The sequence below is a fragment of the Listeria ivanovii subsp. londoniensis genome (assembly GCF_000763495.1).
Lineage (GTDB): Bacteria > Bacillota > Bacilli > Lactobacillales > Listeriaceae > Listeria > Listeria londoniensis.
The window spans coordinates 2,967,170-2,986,619 of the sequence record NZ_CP009576.1; the positions used below are offsets into that span (position 1 = coordinate 2,967,170).

Here is a 19,450-nt window from a genome sequence, read left to right on the forward strand (position 1 = left end):
GCAGAAATAGTCTTAAAGTCAATTAAAAATTACAAAATTGTTACAAATATTAAAAATGAGCGACAAAAAAACAACTTGCTAATAAAATTTTAGCAAGCTGTTTATTTATAGTTCGATTGGTCGGTCTAGTTGATAAAGTCGTTTGTATCGCGGTTCAGCTGCCATTAATTCGGCATGTGGGCCTTCCATCAACGTTTTTCCTTCTTCTAAAAATAACACGCGATCCATTTTTTCAGCTCCAACTAAGTGATGCGTTACCCAAATTAATGATTTATCTGCTAAGGTTTCAAAAATCGTAGCTAATAAATCTCGTTCGGTTATTGGATCAAGCCCCACAGTTGGTTCATCTAAAATAACAATCGGCGTATTTTGAAGTAAAATTCGTGCTAGTGCAATTCGCCCGCGTTCCCCACCTGAAAAACGTTCGCCCATCTCACTCATTTGTGTATGGTAACCATCTGGCATACTCATAATAAACTCATGCAATTGGACTTTCTTAGCTGCTTCGTATACTTCCTCATCACTAGCATCTTGATTTCCTAATCGAATATTATTTAATACACTCGTACTAAAAAGATGTGCCTTTTGATTTAGCATCGATGTGAGTTTAGGAATCTCTGGTCTAAGTTTTTCTACTTCAACCCCATTCATCGTCACTTTTCCATCAGTAGGAAGAAGTGCGCCTTGGACTAACTTAAGAAAAGTTGATTTCCCCGTTCCACTTCGACCGATAATTGCTACTTTTTCACCTTGTTGCAAAGTAAAATCAAAGCCATTCAAGATTTTCGGAGACTTTTCATCATAAGCAAAAGTTAAGTTTTCAGCTTTTAAAATAACTTCCTGTGTATCGATTCGCTCCATTTCCTTCATTTCTTCATCAAAATTTGGTAGCGTTGGATCTTCCACCTTATCTAGGCGAGAAAGCGAATCTTGATAGAGTGATTTGTCACTAATGGCGCTAGATACTGGTACAAACGCTTCAGCAAGTGCCATAATCGCTAAAACGAATGCAGCAATCATCGTGCCAGAAAATGCTCCGTCACGTGACTCAGCCGTACTCCAGTAAACCATCGTAATAACCATAAAACCAACGACCAACTGACTAAAGAAATCGCGCCAGTTAACAAAATGGAATTGCTTATTCTCTATATGAAGCATAGTCGCTTCATCTTTTTCATAGTTAGTAATAAAGGTTTTCTCACGACCGCTAAATTTCCAGTCACTAATTCCAAAAACAGCATCCGTAAACTTTTGATAAAGACCATTTCGTCCTTGTTTTAAATAAGCATTTTTCCCGCGAGCATATAAAAGGGAAAGCCATGGTAAAACAAGTACCAACATCCCAATTAAGAAAACAAATAGTATCGCAAATGGTACCGAAAATATACCTAGTGCGATTACAACCCCTGCATAAAGGACTAAACTTACAATTGCCGGTAGCATCGTTGTGAGGTAGAAGTTTTGCAAATGCTCAATGTCTCCAGCAAGCAGTCCGAGGATATCGCCCGTTTTATAGCGCGATTTCAGTAACAAAGCTTGCGGCTCTAGTAAGCGGTATAAACGTACCCGCATTTTTTCTAGAATTCGCAGTACTAGAGAATGGCTCATAAGTCGTTCTACGTAGCGTGATACAGAACGCATAATTCCGAATGCGCGCACACCAACTGTTGCAACATATACTGCCATTATTGATTCTGGCATTAAGGACGATTTAGAAATTAAATGACCTGATGTAAACATTAGCGCCCCAGCAGAAGCAAAAGTAAGCGTTCCGAGGAAGATAACAAGTAAGAACAAGCCGCGGTTTTCTTTTATATATGGGATAATCCAGCTACTTTTCCGCATTATACTTCCTCCAATTGGGCTTTAACTAAATCGTAATAGAAACCTTTTTTCTCAAGTAGTTCGTCGTGTGTTCCTGTCTCAACCACAGCCCCGTGGTCGAGAACGATTATCCGGTCCATTTCAAGCATCCAGTGCAAGCGATGTGTTGCAAAAAAGACCAGTCGATTTTCAAATAAATCTAGCATCGGCTTTTTAAGTTCGTATTCTGTTTCAATATCTAAATGGGCAGTTGGTTCGTCCATTAGTACAACCGGACGATCAGTTAAGAATGCCCTCGCAAGTGCCACGCGCTGTTCTTGTCCGCCGCTCAGCATCCTACCCGATTCTCCGACAAGCGTTTCGTATCCATTTTCAAGTCCGGCAACCAACTGATTTAAACCTGCTGATTCCGCCGCTTTTTCTATTTCTTCTTCTGTAGCATTGGGATGGTAAAACCGGATATTTCCAGCAATTGTATCATGAAAAAGATACGGGTGTTGCGGAATATAAGTTACTTGTGTTTGCCAGTCCGCCGATGAGAGTGTGTCACCTACTTTACCATCACAGCGAAATTCACCAGAAGTAGGGTTTAAAAAGCCACTTAATACATCTATCAGCGTTGATTTTCCAGCACCAGTTGCACCAATAATCCCGATTTTCTCAAAACCGTTTACTGTAAAACTTGCTTCATGTAGTGACTCTGCATCACCATCGCCATGCTTTACTGTAATATTTTCAAATGAGAAATTCGTATTTCCATCAAAAGTCGTTAGTGAAAGAGCACTGTCTTCATGTTTTTCATTCTTAGCACGATCAATGATACCTTGGATAACTCTTCCTGCCTCTTGTCCGTCAAGTGTCGCGTGGTAATCCGAACCAACTTCACGCACTGGCAAAAAATACTCTGGCGCAAGAATCAGCACACTTAAGGCAATTGGCAGGTTCATATTGCCATCAATCAATCCCAGTCCAAGGAATAACGCCACAAGAGCAATCGAAAGCATCGTGAAGAAATCCATCGCAAATGACGACATAAACGCAACACGCAAGGTTTTCATCGTCGCTTTCCGGTAACGCGAACTAACTGAAGCAATTTTCCCTTCATGTCCATGGCTTAACCCCAAGTATTTCAACGTTTCCAAGCCTTTTAGCGAGTCGACAAAATGATTCGAAAGCACGCGATACGTTTCAAATTGCGAATCGGCTTGTTTCTTTGCAGCTAGCCCTAAAATAATCATAAATACAATTAAAATTGGCAAAGTAATCATCAAAATAAAGGCCGATGTCCAGTCTTGAAATGCGATATAAATCCAAATCATTGCCGGAATAATTGCCATGTTCATCATTTTCGGTAAAAACAGCTCCAAATAATTCCGAAAATCTGCTACACCTTCCATCACCATCGTTACAACTTTCCCAGTTCCTTCCGCACGTGCAAAACGTGGACCAAGCGCAAACAAACTATCCAGCAGCTCTTCCCGCATCGTTTTCGCTAAGTTAGAAGCATAACGGTAAACGATTTGTTTTTTCCATACATTCAAAAAGTGACGCAAGAAATAGGCCCCTGCGAAGAGACCTATTTGTAATGTGACTGATTGAAACGCGTGCTCATGAAATAAATCCGTAATTGCACGAGCAAGTGTTATTGCCATCACGATAATCGCAGCACCTTGAATAAGCGTGAAAACTGCGAGTATCGCCATTATTTTTTTAATTCCTTTGTAGTTCCTTAAATCTTTTCCCATTAATACGTCATTTTCTCCTTACTAGAAACGCGCTTACGGAAAACATAGTAGCTCCAAATTTGGTAACCAAGCACGAACGGCAAGAGTGTAACGGCAACAATGGTCATCACACTTAGCGAATATTGCCCGGAAGCAGCATTTTCTATTGTTAAATCAAACGCACTGTTAATAGAACTGATCATCACGCGTGGGAAAAGTGCCACGAAAATCGAACCAATCGTGAAGACAATTCCAAGTCCACCGAATGTAAATGCTAAAATATCGCGACCTTTCCAGATGAATAAAGCAGATAATACGTACATTACCACTACTATCCCAATCATCAGTGGAACAAGAACAGGTCTAACTTGGAACATATCTGTATTGAAGTAAGCAAGTACAACAAAGATTAATAATACTGGTACCGTAATAAACCAAACCCGTTTCGCCATACGACGAGCACGGTCTTGAATATCATCTTCTGTACGTAATGTAATAAATAGTAATCCGTGAAGCAGACACATTAACGTAATCGTTAGTCCGCCCCAAACAGAAAATACAGTTATATAATCAAAGAATCCGGCATACATATCCATATCACTATTAATTGGCATACCTTGAATCAAACTAGCAAATAGTACTCCAAATAGGAATGGCGGCAAAATACTACCGAAGAAAATAACCCAATCCCACGTTTTTACCCAAAGAGCAGAATCTTTTTGACCACGGAATTCAAAAGAAACACCACGGCCGATTAAGGCAAGTAATAAGAACACTAGCGGAATATAATATCCACTAAACATCGTTGCATACCAGTTAGGGAAAGCCGCAAAAATCGCGCCCCCAGCTGTTAGTAACCAAACTTCATTTGCATCCCAGAACGGCCCAATCGTATTTACGAGTACGCGACGTTCTAGAGCATTTCTAGCCATAAAGCGTGTAGACATCCCTACACCAAAGTCAAAACCTTCAAGGAAGAAGAATCCAATGAACAAGATGGCGATTAATAAAAACCATAACTCATTTAGTGACAATGCTAGCATCCCCCTTATCAAACGGATCTACGGAAACTTCTTCTTTTTCTGGTTTGTGTCCGTCTGGTCCTTTTTTAATTTCACGAATAAACAAGTAAACCAAGAGAATTGCTAAAATCGTATAGATTGTGGAGAACGCAATTATCGAGAATAAAATTTGTCCGGATGATACGTTTGGCGATACTGCATCAGTCGTTTTCATGTAACCGAAAACTACCCATGGTTGCCGCCCAATTTCTGTCATAATCCAACCCATTGAGTTCGCGAGGAACGGGAAGCCAATCATTGGAATCATTAAACGTAAATACCATTTTGCATTAACGAGTTTTTTCTTCCAAGCAAGTACGATACCAATTAGCGCGAACATAATCATTAGCATACCGGCGCCAACCATAATGCGGAAACTCCAAAATGCTGTTTTTACTGGTGGAATGTAATCACCCTCACCATATTTTTCTTCATATTCTTTTTGTAGCGTGTTCATACCTTCTACGCTACCACTTAATGTTCCGTAAGATAAGAAACTTAGCGCATACGGGACGTTGAGTTCCCAGTCGTTTTTCTTATTCTCTGGATCAATTTTGGCGAGCATCGTCCACGGAGCTGGGTCAGCTGTATCTTCCCAAATCCCTTCTGTTGCTGCCATTTTCATTGGTTGTGTTTTAACCAAGTATTGTGCTTGTGAGTGTCCACTAAACGCAACACCAAAGCCACCAATAACGGCCATTACCATTGCAATTTGGAATGATCGTTTAAAAAAGGCGACATCTTGTTTTTTGAGCATCTTATACGCACTGACACCGGCGATGAAAAAGGCCCCAGTGGCAAAAGCCCCGAATATAACGTGCGGAAACTCCACTAGTAGTTGTCCGTTAGTAATTAGTTGTAAAAAGTCATTCATTTCTGCACGACCGTTTTTAAATTCAAAACCAACCGGATGTTGCATAAATGAGTTTGCTGCTAAAATCCAGAAACTAGACATGATTGTTCCGATTGAAACCAGCCAAATACATGCTAAATGTAATTTTTTTCCTAGTTTATCCCAACCGAAAATCCATAGCCCAATAAAAGTAGATTCCATAAAGAATGCAAGCAGCGCTTCAATCGCAAGTGGCGCCCCGAATACATCCCCAACAAATCTAGAGTAATCTGACCAGTTCATCCCAAACTGGAATTCTTGAATAATCCCGGTTACAACACCGACAGCAAAGTTAATGAGGAATATGTGTCCCCAAAACTTCGACATTTTTTTGTAAATTTCTTTCCCCTTCACGACATACAACGTTTCCATAAGAGCAACCATAAATACAAGTCCAATTGAAAGTGGTACAAATAAGAAATGGAAAATCGTTGTTGATGCGAATTGAAAACGGGCTAAAAATAGTTTATCCACCCTTTTCTCCTCCTTTTATGCTAAATGTTACTAGTTTTGCTCCTCATTTCGCATCTTTCTTAAAAACCTTGTGAAAAATCGCCCAAAGCGACGTGTTCAGTTGCTCTGTTATTCACAAAACATAGCAATATAATATGTATTCTTGGCTTTCACAGATTTAGGAACTAGTTAAGAAAGATTTTTATTTTATAATAAGTTCTATCTGGAGTATATTTTATCCTATTTTGAGACAAATTTATTTAGTACTTTCGATGTTATTTTCGCGCGGCAATTTTGTGATGAATTTCTCAATTGTTATGAGGCTGTAAATGTTGATAAAGCTTATTGCTTTTTATTTCACAAACAAGTATTCAAAATTGCGTTTCTACATAATGAGTATTAAGACCTATCTATTTTCTTCCTTTTTCGTAATTCTTGGAAAAAACTTTTTAACATCTCGCTACTTTCGGCTTCCATTAATCCCGATTCCACTTCACAAGTATGGTTAAACCTGTCATCTTGTAGTAAATTCATGAGTGAACCAGCTGTCCCTGCTTTTGGATCTTTTGCTCCGTAATATACTTTATCAATTCTCGAAAGCAAAATCGCTCCACTACACATTGGACACGGCTCTAATGTAACATACAACTCCGCCCCACTTAATCGCCATGAATTTTGGTAATTACAAGCATCTTGAATTGCAAGTAATTCCGCATGGGTCACTGCATTCTGGCTAGTTTCACGCAAATTATGCGCCCGACCAATAATTTTTCCATCTAAAACAACCACTGCACCAATCGGAACTTCTCCAATTTCGCGCGCTTTCTCTGCTTCTTCAAGCGCTTGTTGCATAAAGAAAGCTCGTTCCATCTATGCACCTCATTTCTAAAAAGTCACTCATTGTCATTTTAGCATAGCTTGTATTAGATATAGCAATAATCTGCTCAAACTTTCACAGGAATACTTTTAGTTGCTTTCACGCGTCATTTATATTACCATATATTAATACTAGGTACTAAAACAAAATTATCAAAATATACAATCTACTTATAAAGGAGAATTATTATGAATTCAGAGAACCTACTTGCTCCAGAACTTTATAATATTACCGACGAGATTGCTAAATTTAGTTCTGAAAAAACGGCTTTAATTTGGAAAAATGAACATGATGAAACAAAAACTTGGAGCTACCGTCACCTGCTTGAACAAGCGAATAAGTTTGCGAATGTTGCAAAAGATGCCGGCGTAAAAAAAGGCGACCATGTTATCGTAATGACGCCTCGCTTGCTCGAAACATATGCGATTTATATGGGCCTATGGAAAGCTGGAGCCATCATTATTCCCGCTTCCGAATTACTTAAAGCACACGATTTAGAATACCGCATCCATCATGCTAATGTGAAAGCAATTGTTTCTTATAACGGAATGACTGCTGAATTTGATAAAATTAACGACATCCCATCTGTTGCTAAAAAGATTATTGTTGGCGAAAAATTAGCTGGTTGGGATCATTATGAAACATTAATGGAACAGGCTTCAGTAGAATTCGAACGGGTGGAAACTTCACGCGATGATGCATGCTTACTTGCTTTCACTAGTGGGACAACAGGTAATCCTAAAGGGGTTGTACATATTCATGGTTGGGGTTACGCGCATATTCGTATCGCCGCTGATCACTGGCTAGACATTCATGAAGACGATATTGTCTGGGCAACTGCAGGACCCGGCTGGCAAAAATGGGTCTGGTCTCCATTCCTATCCGTTCTTGGAAAAGGTGCGACTGGTTTCATTTATAATGGCCGCTTCATTCCCGAAAAACAACTCAACTTGCTTAGCGAAGAAAAAATCAACGTCCTATGTTGTACGCCAACAGAATATCGCTTAATGGCAAAAGTGAATAATTTGCGCGAACATGACTTAAGCTCCCTTCGCAGTGCTGTTTCAGCTGGTGAGCCACTAAACCGTGAAGTAATTCAAGTTTTCCAAGACAATTTTGACATTAAAGTTCGTGATGGATATGGACAAACAGAAAGTACATTATTGATTGGAACGCTTGTAGATACGCCAATTCGCCCCGGTTCAATGGGCAAACCAATTATGCCTGAATATATGGCGATTATTGATGCTGATGGAAACCCGGTCGGTGTTGGTGAAATCGGTGATATTGCAATGCGTAGAGATTTCCCAGCATTGTTTAAAGAATACTATAAAGAACCTGAACGCCTTCAAAAAGCGATTCGCGGTGATTATTTTGTTTCTGGTGACCGTGCGATTCGTGACGAAGATAACTATTACTGGTTCCAAGGTAGAAACGACGATATTATCATTAGCTCCGGTTATACGATTGGACCTTTTGAAGTGGAAGACGCCTTGACTCATCACCCTGCTGTGAAAGAAGTTGCTGTTGTCGCGAGCCCTGACGAAATCCGCGGCACCGTCGTAAAAGCATTCATCGTCTTAAAAGATGGTTATGAAGGCACCGACGACCTAGTTCACGAGTTACAAACGTTTACGAAAGAACAAACCGCACCATACAAATATCCGCGCCGTATCGAGTTTACAAGCGCTCTGCCAAAAACCGATTCTGGGAAAATTCGTCGTGTGGAATTGCGGGATGCTGAATTTGCGAGTGTGCAAAAATAGCGAAAAAACAGAAGTTCTCTTTTAAAATTGAGAACTTCTGTTTTTTTGGATAGTTAATCCGTATACCATTCCTCTTCCGTAAATTCATATTCTACTCTATAGTTTTCTGCGTATTTTTTATAAATATATCCATCCACCACAACAGATGCATTTAAAAGGAGGGTAGGAAGTAGCGTGATTAGTATTAAAGCTGTAATACCAATAAATATAAAAACAGCTGATAATACTGTTCCTATGAGGGTTCCATTAAAACCCGAAAGAAACTCATAATTTGCCCCATCAATCCACCACTTATTAACCCTATAAACTTGCATTCCCACGATTACAACTACTATAAAACTCACTAACACAGTAGATAATACCTTTACTATCTTTATTGTTCTTTTTTTCTTTATTTGCTTCCCCTCATCTGCCAGATACTTTGTCTGGATATTTTCAATAAGTTTGATTTGTATGACATAAAAGGATAGTCCATACATTAACAAAATATAAAGTGAAGCAACTATTCTATTTATAACATTACTATCTGATATTTCCAGAGAAGCTATGTAAAAAATGAGGGCTGTTTGCGTAAATAAGTAAACAGCCATTGTATATGCAGCTTTCCTGAAAAAAAGACTGCTTCTAAAGTAACCTATGCCAATAACTACAACTATAATTGATGCCACAATAGGAAACACATACCAGTTACTCGCAGAAAAAATACATATCAGCCAAGAAATAGCAGCAAATATAACTATCTTTAGTGACATAGGTAACAACTCTTTGCCAGTACCATTTAAAGTTTCATAGACATGGTGCAAAGAATTGCTTTTTAATGAATCTACAAATGAAACTTGTTCTACTATTTTAGAAAATGTTCTCATTGATCTCCTCCATGTCTGAATATGTGTATTTAGCGTTGTTTACTTTTCTCCATACCATTCTTTTTCAGTTAATCCATACTCTTTTCGAAATTCTTCAGCGTATTTTTTTATCAATCTTCCTTTAACATACTGTGAAGGTGAAAATAATAAGGTTGGCAATAAAGTAAAGCCAATCAGCAAGACCAATAGCCCGACACCCCAAATAGCATACTGTAAAAAGCCTGATGTTCCCACTGTTGTATTCATATTTATTAGCCACCATTTGTTTCCACGATAAAATAAGATAGAAATAATCACCACAGCGAGAAAAATACTTAAAATCTTAGTTATAGTCTTTGAAAATACTCTTTTTTTAGAGTTATGTATCTCCCCAAATGTCTCTTTCACATAAGTATTTGTACGAGCTCGTATAAATAAAAATGAGAATCCATAGCTTAAAATGATGTACAGTAAAGGAATAAGATGATATGTATCTGCCTTTACTCTTAAAAAAACAATCATAAAAAATATTGCCGCGGTTTGCCATACTAGAAATAGTACCGTGTTATAATTTAATATTTTAAAAATGGGCTTAAAAGTTACATACCTTACAACTAAAATGCTTAAAAAAATTAGAGCTCCAATTAAATATATTGCGTAATAGTTTGTTGATGGAAGGCCTAATAGAAGGGCAAACAATATACTTCCCACTATCTTACCAGTGTAGGAGGATGTATGTTCTATTTTTGAATTAAGTTGCTCTATTTCCTGAGAATTAATTTTTTGCTTTGCGTTCTCATAACTCACATTATTCATTATTTTTACCACCTCGGGATACCATTGTTGAAATCTTCTACGTCAAGAGTAAATCCCATTTCTCTTTACTGAAATTTATATCCCAGCTTCTTTCAATAATCACTCAGTATACTTCTCTTTTTCTGCCATACCATTTTCTTTATGGAATTCTTCTGCATACATTTTTAACAAAATACCTTCTGAAATTGTTTTTGCATTAAATAATAAAGTTGGCAATAACGAAAAAACAACCACAAATGCTATTAGTAAAACCCCACCAACTAAAACTATTAAAGTTCCCAGCCATTCATTTTGAATAGATACTACTCCCGGCGAGCTGTCATTTCCAATGAACCACCATTTATTTAGCCTGTATATTTGTGTTCCCAAGACAATAGCCACTAATAAACCAATTGAAAGTTTCAAAAAAATTTTATTCCATACTTTAGGTACTGCAGTTTTTTTAAAATTTATACCGTTGTTTTTCAAATAATTTAGCATCATAGCTTTACATCGGAAAAAGCAAAGCAAAGCAACCACAAACAAATAACATAGTGCTACTAAAATATAAAACTTTCCGAAAGGCCTATTACCATCAATTCTTATACCTAATAGCATACTTATTGTAATAGTTTGAATCATTAAGTATTTCGCCAACTGCCATCCAAAATCTCCCAAAATTCTATCACTAGATTTCAAAGTTAAATAATAGATATAACTTATAGATATAATTATTATAAGAATGCATGTTATAATTATTGAATTCTGCAAAGGTAATAAAGCCACAAAGCCACAAAACAAGGCAAGTATAAACAGCTGTAACCCCCTTGAAATGGTACTTTTTTTCGCTTCTTTTTCTCCTATATCTACTAATTTTTCAGCTTCTTTAAAAGAGATTTTACTCATTATAGTTTTCATTTAAGAACTCCATTTCTGTCAGTGGATTTATGAAAATTAATATTATTCACTTTGAATATTCGGATTAAAGTTAGGACTCCCACTGTGTGGTTTCACTCCTATCCTATATGCCTTGTCCGTGGCTATACTCTCGTGTTTTCCATACTGTTCATATACTTTTTTCAGCCATTTTTGTTTGTTTTTTTCTTTCTCTTTCGAATTGCCACTTAAGCCCAAATAAAATTTATACGAACTTATATCAATTTTCCCAAAAGTAGTATTTATATTAATCTCAGGAGTAGTTATATCCACCCCTTTGATTATTGTATTCACTGTTCCAGCTACGGCCCCAAAAGGTCCGCCATATTGAGCACCTTCTAATGGTCCAACATTCCATAAAAACAAGCTTAATCCCCCATATACCGCTTTACTTGCGTCTCCATATGCGGGACTTTTTGGATTGGTAAATTCATCATAAGCATAAGCTGTCACACTTAGCCCATCACCTATATAACCAACGCTTTCTCTCGCAACAGGATGAGCTTTAACAAACTCAGAAACCGGCTTTAATTTTTTAAACAAATCAAGCCCTACCTTAGAGCTAGCTATGAGTTTAGCCCCTTCACTAGTCTTAGAAAGAATTTTAGTTGTATATCCAATTGGTGCAAGTACGCTCCAACCCTTTTCGCTTAATTTAATTAGTCCGCCATAAACAACAGCTTGCGTCGCCATCGATGCTTCACTAATATAAGAAGCAAATTTCGGACTATTCAGGACTTTTACAGCTGTATCTTTTGGTAACTTATTCCAGCTCTCTTGCGCAATGAAGATGCCAAGTGCCGCATTTTGAATACCTTCTGGAAACTTATCTAAAGCTCCTATTACATATCCAAATAAACGATCATTATTTTTAATTTTCTCAATCGCTGCCATTGGATTTTTCTCATATAAATCATTTATCTCTTTAATTGCTGCTTTCTTTGCCTTCTCTTCCATTTCCTTTTGTTGTTTTTTACTTTTTAATTCTGTAAACCAACTTTTATCCAAACCTACAGGCAATTGATATGTTCCATCGGCGTTTACAGTAGTGCCATTTAAAACTAAAACCCCCTGCATAGCTAACTTCATTTCATCTAAGCTACTAGTAAAAAGTTCTTTGGTTTCTGCATCAAACTCACGTAATTTCTCTATCTTCTTCTGCAACTCATCGATATCTTGTTGAAGATTATCTGACATTTGATCTAATTCTCTCCAATGATCCGATGCTGCATCCGATAGAGCAGCGACTACACTTGTCTTTATCACCTTCATAAACATGGATGTGCGTTCTACTGATTCCTTCATATTTCTTTTCGTCTCGATTTGTTCCTGTAAGTTATCTTCATCTAAATATCCCTCACTTGAAACATCCAAATCAGCCGCCTTATATTTCTGTAATTCTTGATTAAGCGTATCGCAAGCTGATGTTACCTTTGTAATTGTCGGTAAAATAAGATCCATAAACAAGCCTTTCCCTGCTGTATAAGCAGTTCCTGACAGTGTATGACCATCTACTGCTTGGATAATCTTTTCGCTTCCGATTTTTAATTTATTAAGCGCTTCTTTTCCACTTGTTAAGTTTTTAGATAAAGCTTGTATCAATTTCTCTGAATCTTCACTTGAATAAATCAGTCCCAAGGAATTTCACCTCTTTGCTTGTATAATATTTCACGTTCATCATCAGCTTGAACTATTTCTTTTTTAAAGACACTGGCAAATTGTTCTTTAGCATCCATTACTCGCTGCCGAAATCTTCTTTCTTGATCGTCCGTTCTCTGTTGTATTTGAAAGAAATCTGATTGTCTTTCTTTTACATTTTCATCATTCAACATTCTTAACTTCTGATAGCCTCTTTGAAAATCTTCTTCTAATTGATAAAGTAATCTTTCTACTTTTTGTTTTTCTTCTCTCAGCTTATCCAGCTGATTTTCTTTTTGAATAATTTGTTGGGTAAAAGCTGCCCGTTCTTGTTCGTGTGTTTTCTCTCTCATTATTTTCATCCCTTAAAATTTAATCTGACTGTCTTGTAAATCCATCATTTTAGCGATTTTAGGAAACTTTTCACTTTGTTCCTGAACACAATTTATTAAATCTACTAAATCTGTTAACAATTGATTGTTAAGCTTTTTCCCGGATTTCATGCTAGAAAGGTTGCTCTTATCCAAAGAAACTTGTTCACCCATATCTACAGAAACTGTTGTTACATCAGATACTGCCGTCTGCGCTAAACCTGAATTTGAAGCAATATTCACCATTTTCATTATCCCTTTCTGTTTGTTCTATTTATATGAAACTATTTTAACATAAAAATAATGCATTATATACTCACTTCTATTCGCTAATTAGCTGCTTGTCATTTTTATAAACTAAAACATGGCTAGCAAGCGCTAGCCATGTTTTTTTAAATATTCAACTCACTCGCTGCTTCCTCATCCAACACTACTGTAAAATTAGGATGCAATTGGAAAATCGAGCTTGGGATGTCCTCGGTAACTTCACCTTGTAATGCTTTTTTAATAATAGCTGCTTTTTTCTTTCCATTTGCGAACATAATTACTTCTTTCGCATGCATAACACTTTTTGGACCCATTGTTACATAGTTTTTTGGTACGTTCTCTGGATTGCCACCAACCTCATCAAGCAAAACGTCGAACATACTTGGTAAGGAATCAACTGAAACAAGCCTAGTTTCATCGCCAAATTTAGTGACACCTGGAAGATTTCCACAAAAATGACCATCTTCGCCAATACCAATTAAAATTGCATCCAGTCCACCAACATGTTTTAAATGCGCCTCATGCTCGGTATAGTTTTTTGTATCAAGCACATGAATCTGCTCTTCTGGAATTCCCGCTGGATCAAAATACATTTCTTTTAAATTACCAACTGTCACACCAAATTTTTCTTCCCCAATTGGAATTTCATCAAAATTATAATAGCAAACATTTTTAAGCGGTGTCTTCTCACGCATTTCACTCACCAGCATCTCGTACATTCGTTTTGGTGTAGAGCCTGCCGTGATGGCCAAATGTACTTCCTTATCTTGATACATCTTCCCTAAAAGCAGCTGCATTGTAGTTTTACTCATATTTTCATAATCTTTTTCGATAATTATTTTCATTTTTTTCACCTCTCACTTTGAATTACCTTTATGGTAAAGTATATAGTAACTATAGAGTCAAATGGAAAGGATGATAAATAAATGACACCACTGTTGTCCATTGGTGAGATGGCGAAAAAAAGTCAACTCTCCATTCAGCGACTGCGCTATTACGATAAAATCGGGCTTTTAGTTCCCGCATTTACTGATTCGGTTTCTGGATATCGCTATTATGAAGTAGCACAAGAAGAACAGCTTAATTTTATTCAAGCCTTGCAATATATGGGCTTTTCTTTGAAAGCAATCAAACAATATCTTGATAAAAATACGCCTGAAAGCTTACCCGAACTACTTATTAAATATCAACAAAAGCTCCAAGAAGATGAAGCGCGTATAGCTCGAAAAAAATGGCTGCTTAATCGATTTCAATTACTTCTAAAACGGAAACCTGAAAAATCTCAATCTGTGAAAACTACTAGATTAATACTTACAGAACCATTACAAATGCCTATTCATTCGACCATTTTAAATGATCCACTGTTTCACCAGGAAGTCCAAGCGTTGATAAATCGCCTAAATCTTTCTAAAAGTTACTCGCAATTTCCGGGCTATTTGATGCTAGACGGACAGGCTTACCTTTTCATTGAGCTTGACCATTCCGTTAAAGCAGACGGAGAGCGCTCTTTGCAAACAAGCGAACGCAAACCATTTTGCCTCCCGCAAAATTGGGAATTAAAATCCGAAAGTGAAAATTATCTCCTTCAAGAAACGGTAGCTTGGGTAGATAAAGAGTTAGTTCATGGCTATTCCTATGAAACAAATTTATATTTTGAGTGACATTTTCTGGGGAATGGTTATAATAGAAAGAAATAAAGTGGAGGTGGATTGCCATGGAAATCAAGCAAATTGCATCAAAAGACACTCAGGATATCAGACATCGGGTCCTTCGCCCAGAGCAACCGGAAAGTAATGCTATTTATAAAAATGATGATTTAGAAGGAGCTTTTCATTTAGGAGCTTTTGAAAAAGATATTTTAGTTGGTGTAGCCAGTTTTTATCCAGAAAAATCAGCAATCATTATGGCACCTGAGCAGTACAGGATTCGAGGTGTGGCGGCAGAACGTGGGATGCGCTTAAAAGGTGTAGGTTCCGCTTTACTTTCGGCCGGTGAAGCGGAAATTTGGAAGCAGGGTGCAGAGATTATCTGGTGTAATGCGCGGATTGTCGCAGTCGGTTTTTATGAAAAACATGGTTATCGTAAAGTTGGTAAATCGTTTGTTATCCCAGGAATCGGCGAGCATTATTTAATGACAAAAGTGAACCCCATTGGATTGTAAAAAAAACGCGCCATTCTGGAAGTTATGTAATACACTCCCCCATAAAGTTAATACTTTTATCTTTATCACCTGAATTTTTTACAAATATATACTTTATAATATCCATGCCAAGTTCCAAGTGTGTATCTTTTTCTGCTTGTAGCGCATTTGATAAATCCTGCCTAATTTGAAAGTTCGTAATTCCTGATATTGTAATGGCATTCAAAAATTCTGGTGAGGTTGAATCTTCTGAATTGGGAATAATTTGTTAGCGCTCTGGTGGTAGTCATAACATTTCTCTTGATTTCTTGCATCAATCACTTGTTTATTAGCCATCATTATTTAATGAGCGATCTTTTTTGTCTATCTATACTAGTAATACTATTTGTTCATTGTATCACTAATCAAATTCCAGTTAACAATAAACCCTTTCTATACGTTTTTACATAAAAATATAAAGTACGATCTCCAGAAAATTTTAGTCAAGTAAAATTGCTTTCATATCATGTTAAGCTTGTTTCAAATTTTTTATTATACACTTAAACTAATGAATTGATATTAGCATATTCTTGTATCTTTCAGGCATACCTTATTTAGACAATCGAAAATTATATACTAATTCATATCCATGTTAAACGTAATTCATTATAGGCATATAAAAAGAGGAAGCGAAAATTCGTCTCCTCTTCTAAATCTCATTGTTATTATTAATCCATAATTCCTATCAAACTAAATTAACGAGTTTTTAACTCCGCTCAATTTAATGCTACTTTGTTTTATTCATCTCTTCCAATTGTTCTGGAAGAGGTGGGTGTTTCATCTGGTTATCCTCTTGACTTGAGCCATCTTTAAATGCAACGACATAAATATGATGTGGATATTCGTATCTTTCATCATAAACATACTCATATTTTAAATCTGGATCATCTTTAAAAACTATCTTCGTAAGATAACCACCCATTTTCCAATCTTTCTTTATTACTCTTGTATCAATTTGATTGGATGTAATTTTTTGTTCTGCTAAGTAGTCATCTACGGCTTTATTAGCCGTATTTTTGGGAATTACAAACCAAAAGATATATACAATCAATCCAAGAATCAACACAACTCCTAATGTTATCCACCATTTTTTATACTTTTTCATCTAGTTACACTTCCTAATATATTAGATTTATTTAAAGTATTTCACTTGTTGTGGCTTATACGATTTTGAAAAATAGTTAGGTAAATCATAAACTGCAACTAATGACGGAAATACATGTACTACAGGCTTGCTTCCCGTACCAAAATAGTAAGCTTGAAGCACGATCTTAGAACAATAAGTTGGGTTCTTACTATATCGACTTCCTGTCATTCCATACTTCGGAAAAATGTTTTGCTTGGATGTCCCGTTAGTGGAGTAGTAATTTTTATCTGCCCAGCTTGCTGCTGCATTGGCGACCGAACTATCCTTCAACCGATATACTTTTACCCAACCTTTACCATCATATTCTTTCATCCATTTTGCCGTACTCTGTTGTCTTGTCGTTTCTCCTTTGCCAGGAATATCTAATATATACTCATTACCATTCGCAATAGCTGCATGCCCTAATAATCCAGAAGATGAAGTTCCATTAGTAATCAGAATATCTCCCTTCTTAACAGTGTAGCCCTTATATACACCTCTTACCATTGGCTTCTGTGGTACTTCTTCCCATTCTTCCTCTACAACAGGGGGTTGACCATAGTTATTAAATTTTATCCATTCTTCATAAGACATCGAGTTATCATATACACCATCTTTTAGTCCATCTTGATAAACTTGTTCATACTGATTTTTATTCTCATCTGTCCATGCTGCTAAACTCACATCCGCTTGTTTAATAATTCCTTCTGAAACTCCCTGATTATACAACGCTTCATAATCCACTTTTTCTTGCGCTTGACCAATCACTGGAGACATCAAAATCCCACTTATTAGAAAAAGTATTGTAATAATCCCAACTAACCATCTTTTCATTACATTCTCTCTTTTCATGTAAAATTTAGTATGCTAACAACAAAACTATAACATAAAAAACAAATGTATAACCAAAAATGTAATGAAATATCCAATTCTTGTCATGAACGGCAAATTCCGACTTTAATTTTCGCTGTTTTAACACAAACTGACTGCATTTATTAAGAAATTTCGAAATTAATCACATATTGTGTTATTATACACCGTTTAATAGTTTGATGCTAAATATTCCAAGTATTTCTCTTTATAAGTTAAATTTTCCGTATATTTTTGCTGCTTTTTAAATTTAATGCTGCATACACTATTATATTTATACATATTAACCTCTAATATCATGTGATTTTTCATCTTTCCACTCAATTTCAGTGTATCTAACATATATTCTCTAGTAATTAGTAATTAATTCAAAAATCTTACATAACACCATTTCAGAACACATTAAGTAAGATTCAAGCTAACTGAAAAAAAGAGAGTAAACGAAAATTCGTTTACTCTCATAGAACTCCAATGCTTCACGGCATTTTATCGAATCTAACTCAATGCCATTGAGTTAGATTCGTTTTTTGCTACTGCAACATAATAAATAGCTAAATTTTATTCCTTATTTCAATTATTTTTAAAGGTATTTGGTATAATTAACCTTTCTTGATCAATTTCCATAATTGGAACGGTAATACTCATCTCTACTTCTTGATTATAGTCATAATCAAAAAAATTTGTTATATCCCATCCAATCATGTCCTCTTCACTTGTGAAGTTTGAATACAATGAAAAGCCAAATGGAAAAAAGCTAATTTCATCTATTTTTTAAAAAAGATATAAGCTTACAATTAATTATTCAAAAATAGTACTTCACCATTGATAATCATATGTCTTATAATCGTACACTACAATAACGGATACTTTTCCTTTGTCATTTAAAGCAAAACCCAGCTTTATGTTTTTGTTTTTATCCGTATATAATATTAACTTTCCATATTTATCGCTATTCATTTTTTTATATTTATCACCATACTCACTGATTACTTCTTTTTTTGTAGAACCAATACCTATATTTTTATTTGTCTTCAAATTTAGCTTATTTATCATTTGATTGTTTTCTATATACACCACTTTATGGGTCGATTTATCAGAAGATACTACGAAATAATTTTCATCTTCATAATAATAGTCTTTAAATTTCCCTTTCTTGGTCATATAAAAGTCAGGGTAATCATGAGCCACTTGTTTATCATCTGAATGGATGGATAAACCAGCAAATTCTAAATCACTTAAATCTGTATTTTTGTCAAATAGAGTTGTATTTCTATACAACAAGAAAACAGCTAATAAGCTAATAATTACTAATATACTTACCAAAAACTTCCTTTTCATATGCTAAATACCTCCTATATCAATATTTATGGAAAGTTTTTTTATGCTTGATAAGTCCACTGCATTTACCATTTTTACCTTTAGGACTCCAAGCACAATATCTGTATTTTGCTGGTCCATAATCTTTTAAGCATCCCTTTGATCTAACTAATGCTTTATCCCAATCACACGTCTTTGATGCCAATAATTGTATAGTATAATTAGAGCTATTAGTAGTATTTAAGGGTGCAAGTGGAACTGCTAAAGTTATAGAACCATGCTTGTTTTCCATATTAGCTACAAAAGTATTATTTTCTCCCATCTTTTGCATAAGTCCGTCCACTGAAATATCTTCCACAATTTCAGCCTTATGTACATCTTTATTTTCTACAACTACAGATTCGGTAGCTTCTCCTTGATAAAGCATTTCTTCCACGGCATTTTTCTTTGCTTCGCCAACATTTTGACATCTTTTGTACCAATCACGTATAGTCGAATTTGGTATATTT

The 19,450-nt window shown here is 36.0% G+C and carries 19 protein-coding genes; 3 read left to right on the forward strand and 16 right to left on the reverse strand.

What is annotated here, in order from left to right:
* Nucleotides 1-105 precede the first annotated feature (105 nt).
* The 5 genes from cydC to tadA form a co-directional block, all read right to left on the reverse strand.
* Nucleotides 106-1,845, reverse strand: coding sequence for a thiol reductant ABC exporter subunit CydC (cydC, locus tag JL53_RS14710; protein ID WP_038408021.1), 1,740 nt, complete (start codon nucleotides 1,843-1,845; stop codon nucleotides 106-108).
* The gene (gene cydD, locus JL53_RS14715) at nucleotides 1,845-3,569 is read right to left on the reverse strand and encodes a thiol reductant ABC exporter subunit CydD (RefSeq protein ID WP_038408022.1); all 1,725 of its coding nucleotides are present in this window, start codon (nucleotides 3,567-3,569) and stop codon (nucleotides 1,845-1,847) included. Before cydD ends, cydC begins: the two co-directional genes overlap by 1 nt.
* Nucleotides 3,569-4,582, reverse strand: a complete 1,014-nt coding sequence (gene cydB / locus JL53_RS14720) for a cytochrome d ubiquinol oxidase subunit II (protein WP_077916430.1) — start codon at nucleotides 4,580-4,582, stop codon at nucleotides 3,569-3,571. Before cydB ends, cydD begins: the two co-directional genes overlap by 1 nt.
* A complete protein-coding gene (locus JL53_RS14725) occupies nucleotides 4,569-5,975 on the reverse strand; it encodes a cytochrome ubiquinol oxidase subunit I (RefSeq protein WP_038408024.1) in 1,407 nt (468 codons plus the stop codon). The genes cydB and JL53_RS14725 overlap by 14 nt, the downstream gene beginning before the upstream one ends.
* A gap of 378 nt (nucleotides 5,976-6,353) precedes the next feature.
* Nucleotides 6,354-6,824 carry a tRNA adenosine(34) deaminase TadA gene (gene tadA / locus JL53_RS14730; protein WP_038408025.1) on the reverse strand — a complete coding sequence of 157 codons (471 nt, stop codon included), beginning with the start codon at nucleotides 6,822-6,824 and terminating at the stop codon, nucleotides 6,354-6,356.
* Nucleotides 6,825-7,019: 195 nt separating this feature from the next.
* Here tadA and mbcS point away from each other — a divergent pair, with 195 nt between their 5' ends.
* Complete coding sequence (mbcS, locus tag JL53_RS14735; RefSeq protein WP_038408026.1) at nucleotides 7,020-8,597, forward strand: acyl-CoA synthetase MbcS; 1,578 nt, start codon at nucleotides 7,020-7,022, stop codon at nucleotides 8,595-8,597.
* 53 nt (nucleotides 8,598-8,650) lie between these two features.
* Here mbcS and JL53_RS15205 read toward each other — a convergent pair whose 3' ends face one another.
* The 7 genes from JL53_RS15205 to JL53_RS14770 form a co-directional block, all read right to left on the reverse strand.
* Nucleotides 8,651-9,463, reverse strand: a complete 813-nt coding sequence (locus JL53_RS15205; RefSeq protein ID WP_052010621.1) for a hypothetical protein — start codon at nucleotides 9,461-9,463, stop codon at nucleotides 8,651-8,653.
* Nucleotides 9,464-9,502: 39 nt separating this feature from the next.
* Nucleotides 9,503-10,258: a G protein-coupled receptor family protein gene (locus JL53_RS14745; protein WP_038408027.1), complete on the reverse strand. Its 756-nt coding sequence runs from the start codon at nucleotides 10,256-10,258 to the stop codon at nucleotides 9,503-9,505.
* Between the two features lie 99 nt (nucleotides 10,259-10,357).
* Entirely contained in the window at nucleotides 10,358-11,155 is a 798-nt protein-coding gene (locus JL53_RS14750; protein ID WP_038408028.1) for a hypothetical protein, read from the reverse strand.
* A gap of 42 nt (nucleotides 11,156-11,197) precedes the next feature.
* Complete coding sequence (locus JL53_RS14755; protein WP_038408029.1) at nucleotides 11,198-12,811, reverse strand: T7SS effector LXG polymorphic toxin; 1,614 nt, start codon at nucleotides 12,809-12,811, stop codon at nucleotides 11,198-11,200.
* Complete coding sequence (locus tag JL53_RS14760; protein WP_038408030.1) at nucleotides 12,802-13,164, reverse strand: hypothetical protein; 363 nt, start codon at nucleotides 13,162-13,164, stop codon at nucleotides 12,802-12,804. Before JL53_RS14760 ends, JL53_RS14755 begins: the two co-directional genes overlap by 10 nt.
* A gap of 12 nt (nucleotides 13,165-13,176) precedes the next feature.
* Nucleotides 13,177-13,428 carry a hypothetical protein gene (locus JL53_RS14765; RefSeq protein WP_038408031.1) on the reverse strand — a complete coding sequence of 84 codons (252 nt, stop codon included), beginning with the start codon at nucleotides 13,426-13,428 and terminating at the stop codon, nucleotides 13,177-13,179.
* Between the two features lie 146 nt (nucleotides 13,429-13,574).
* A complete protein-coding gene (locus tag JL53_RS14770; protein WP_038408032.1) occupies nucleotides 13,575-14,294 on the reverse strand; it encodes a glucosamine-6-phosphate deaminase in 720 nt (239 codons plus the stop codon).
* Nucleotides 14,295-14,375: 81 nt separating this feature from the next.
* On the opposite strand from JL53_RS14770, the gene JL53_RS14775 reads away from it, so the two are divergent.
* Nucleotides 14,376-15,110 (forward strand): MerR family transcriptional regulator, encoded by a 735-nt coding sequence (locus JL53_RS14775; protein ID WP_038408033.1) that lies wholly within the window; start codon nucleotides 14,376-14,378, stop codon nucleotides 15,108-15,110.
* A 53-nt stretch (nucleotides 15,111-15,163) separates the two neighbouring features.
* Nucleotides 15,164-15,610 carry a GNAT family N-acetyltransferase gene (locus tag JL53_RS14780; protein ID WP_003721051.1) on the forward strand — a complete coding sequence of 149 codons (447 nt, stop codon included), beginning with the start codon at nucleotides 15,164-15,166 and terminating at the stop codon, nucleotides 15,608-15,610.
* 745 nt (nucleotides 15,611-16,355) lie between these two features.
* Here the strand turns inward: JL53_RS14780 and JL53_RS14790 are convergent.
* The 4 genes from JL53_RS14790 to JL53_RS14805 form a co-directional block, all read right to left on the reverse strand.
* Entirely contained in the window at nucleotides 16,356-16,733 is a 378-nt protein-coding gene (locus JL53_RS14790) for a DUF3139 domain-containing protein (protein ID WP_003718558.1), read from the reverse strand.
* A 27-nt stretch (nucleotides 16,734-16,760) separates the two neighbouring features.
* Nucleotides 16,761-17,588: a C40 family peptidase gene (locus tag JL53_RS14795; protein ID WP_038408034.1), complete on the reverse strand. Its 828-nt coding sequence runs from the start codon at nucleotides 17,586-17,588 to the stop codon at nucleotides 16,761-16,763.
* A gap of 852 nt (nucleotides 17,589-18,440) precedes the next feature.
* On the reverse strand, nucleotides 18,441-18,962 hold the full coding sequence (locus tag JL53_RS14800; protein WP_038408035.1) for a hypothetical protein: 522 nt from the start codon (nucleotides 18,960-18,962) through the stop codon (nucleotides 18,441-18,443).
* 19 nt (nucleotides 18,963-18,981) lie between these two features.
* Complete coding sequence (locus JL53_RS14805) at nucleotides 18,982-19,377, reverse strand: hypothetical protein (RefSeq protein ID WP_038408036.1); 396 nt, start codon at nucleotides 19,375-19,377, stop codon at nucleotides 18,982-18,984.
* Between the last annotated feature and the right edge of the window lie 73 nt (nucleotides 19,378-19,450).